This is a genomic window from Methylobacterium sp. WL120, from assembly GCF_008039465.1.
Classification (GTDB): domain Bacteria; phylum Pseudomonadota; class Alphaproteobacteria; order Rhizobiales; family Beijerinckiaceae; genus Methylobacterium; species Methylobacterium cerastii.
In genome coordinates, this window is record NZ_VRUT01000290.1 from 1 (window position 1) to 2767 (window position 2767).

Annotated in this window: 2 protein-coding genes; both read right to left on the bottom strand. The window is 72.9% G+C overall.

Annotated features, from left to right (window positions below):
• Positions 1 to 141 precede the first annotated feature (141 nt).
• The gene (locus FV229_RS26325) at positions 142 to 843 is read right to left on the bottom strand and encodes a TetR/AcrR family transcriptional regulator (protein WP_246688353.1); all 702 of its coding nucleotides are present in this window, start codon (positions 841 to 843) and stop codon (positions 142 to 144) included.
• Between the two features lie 210 nt (positions 844 to 1053).
• A complete protein-coding gene (locus tag FV229_RS26330; RefSeq protein ID WP_246688354.1) occupies positions 1054 to 2652 on the bottom strand; it encodes a glucan biosynthesis protein in 1599 nt (532 codons plus the stop codon).
• Between the last annotated feature and the right edge of the window lie 115 nt (positions 2653 to 2767).

Below are 2767 nucleotides of genomic sequence, written 5' to 3' on the forward strand. Positions count from 1 at the left end.
CCCCCGCCGGGCTGCCCGTTCCATCCGCGCTGCCCCGCCGCCATCGCCGTCTGCCGCGCGGAGCTGCCGCTGCCGCGCGCGGTCGGAGCCGCGCACACGGTCGCCTGCCATCGGGACCGGGTGGCGTTCGGGTAAGGGCGGTCAGCCCGCCGCCTGCTTGCGCAGGGCCGCCGCGTCCGCATGGATCGCGCGGAACAGAGCCGGCGCCCCGCGCATGAAGACGGACACGTCGTCGGCGAGGATCGGGCCGACATCCTCGGGCGCCGGCAGGTTGTACACGTACTTGCGCACGGCGATGTAGAACACCTTGCCGTGCAGCGCCCAGACCGCCTCGATCTCGCGCTCCTGCAGCGGCAGCGCGTCCGGCGGTTCGAGGCCGAACTCGGCGCGCAACTCGGCGCAGACCGGCAGGATCAGGGCCTCGCGCACGATGGCGAGGTAGCGGGGGGTGATGTCGACCGAGCGAAGGCCCGCGAAGACGAAGATCCGCACCCATTCGTAGTCGAAGATCCGCGCGGCGTATTCGCGGTAGAACTGGACCAGCCGCGCCTCGAGCGGCCGGCTGCGATCCCGCACCATCGGTCCCCAATCCGGGTTCCAGCGGGCGACGAAGACCTGGTCGTAGACCCGTTCGATCAGGGCCTCCTTGGTCGGGAAGTAGCGGAAGATCGCCGAGTGGGTGATGCCCATACGCGCGGCGAGCTCGCGGGTCTGCCCGGCAAAGCCCTGCTCGGCGAAGAAGCGCGTGGCCGCCTCGACGATCTGCCGCTCGCGCTCGGCGGCCGGCAGGTGACGGCGTCGGCGCGGCGCCGGTTCCGCCGCTTGGGAATCGTCCTCGTCCACCCTAGCCCCGCTTCGAAGCCGACCTGATTCGCGATACTCGGCCGAGCTTGTCGGCATCGACGCACCGAGAGCAACCTTTGGTAAGTTGTAGCTGCCGGGCTGCGTTCGGTTTCACGCCAGGGTTGCGGCTACGGGCTGACGTGATGCGAACGCGGAGCCGTGCATCCCGCTGGCGGGGAGAGGGGATGACCCCGCCCCGTCAGCTGGGGCTCACGCCGACGCGTCCCAAGTCTCGCTGATGCGGCGGCCGCCGCGAGTGAGGTGCGCGCGCAGCACCACGTCGCCCGGTGGCAGCGCGGCCGGGGGGCGCCACTCCACGTAGATGCGCCAGCCGCCGGTCTGCGGCACCGGCGCGGCGACGGGGTCGTACATCGTGCCGGCGCTGGCCGAGACCTCCGCGCCGACGCCCGCACCCTCGGCGTCGAGGGCGCCCTGGGGCAGGTCCGGTCCTGCGAAGTCGATGCAGTACAGCCGCCGCCCGGCGATCGGCGGGTCGACCGGACGCAGGCGGTCGGGCGAGCCGACGCGGGTCGAGACCACGCGGGCCAGCGTGCCGGGCAGAGCCGGGACGGGCTCGGCGCCCACCGTGGTCAGCCCGTAGGTCAGCGCGATTGGGTGGCCGGGGCGGACAGGCGCGTCCGGCACGAAGGCCGCCACGATGTTGTCCATGTACTCCTCGACCGAGGGGATCTCGAACAGCTGCACCTGGCCGGCCGCGAACACGTCGCCGGCCCGCGGCGAGGCGCCGGCCGCGACCATCTCGAGCTTCGGAGCGCCGGGCTCGACCCACAGCCCCGGCCGCGCCTCGTGCCGCGCCTCGACGTCGAGGTAGGCGGCAAAGTTTCGCTCGCGCTGCATCAGCCCGAAGCCCGAGAGCGGCGCCGCGCGGAAGGACGAGATCTGCGGGCTCGGCCGTCCGTTGACCAGCGGGCGCCACAGCCGGTCGGCGCCGGCGCGCACCACCAGCCCGTCGGAATCGTGCACCTGCGGCCGGAAGTCGTCGAAGGGTTTCGCCCCCCGCGCGCCTGGCCCGTTCTGGCCGTGCAGGAACATGCTGGTCAGCGGCGCGAGGCCGAGCTGCGGGATGCTCTTGCGCGGGTGGAGCGAGGCCGTGACCTGGATGCGCGCCGGATGGCCGGGCGTGATGTCGAAGCGGTAGGCGCCGGCCAGGCTCGGGCTGTCGAGCAGCGAGAGCACGGTGATCGTGCGGGCGTCGTCCTCGGGCTCGCAGATCCAGTGGGCGGTGAAGTCGGGGAACTCCTCGCCGGTGGAAGACCCGGTGCCGATGGCCGCGCCCCGGGCCGAGAGCCCGTATTCCTGGCCCTCGCCGCGCAGGCGGAAGTAGGAGGCGCCGAGGAACACCAGGAACTCCTCCTGGAAGCCGCGCGGCCGCCCGGGCGGCGTGTCGCTGGCGGCGAAGTGCAACCGAAAGCCGGCAAAGCCGAGGCCGGCCGGGAAGCTCTGGCCGGCCAGCGCGGTGCCGAGGTCGAACAGGCCGGATTCGTAGGCGATGGGATGCGCCGGCCCGGCCTTCGGCTGCACGAACAGGGCGCAGCGCTTGCGCTGCAGGAAGCCGCGGTGGAACAGCTGCGCGCTGAAGTGTCGCCCGAAGCGCAAGGACGCGGCCGGGCGGAACACGATGGCGCGGTACTGGTCGTAGGTCAGCCCCGCGAGCGCCGGCGGCAGGTCTTCGGGGGGCGCGACGTAGGGCGCGCCGGCCAACCGCTCCGCGAGGCGGGCCACCGTGGCGAAGGTCGTCGGCCCGTCCGTCACCGCCTGGGGCTCCTGTGCCTTGGCCTCTTGCGCCATCGTTCGGGCCTCATTCAGATCGATGACGCTAGGAACGACGCTGCCGACCATCGCGGTCAGGGCCGTGCGAAGAACGCGGCGGCGGGAGGGGGATACGCTGGCGGATGGTTGCGGG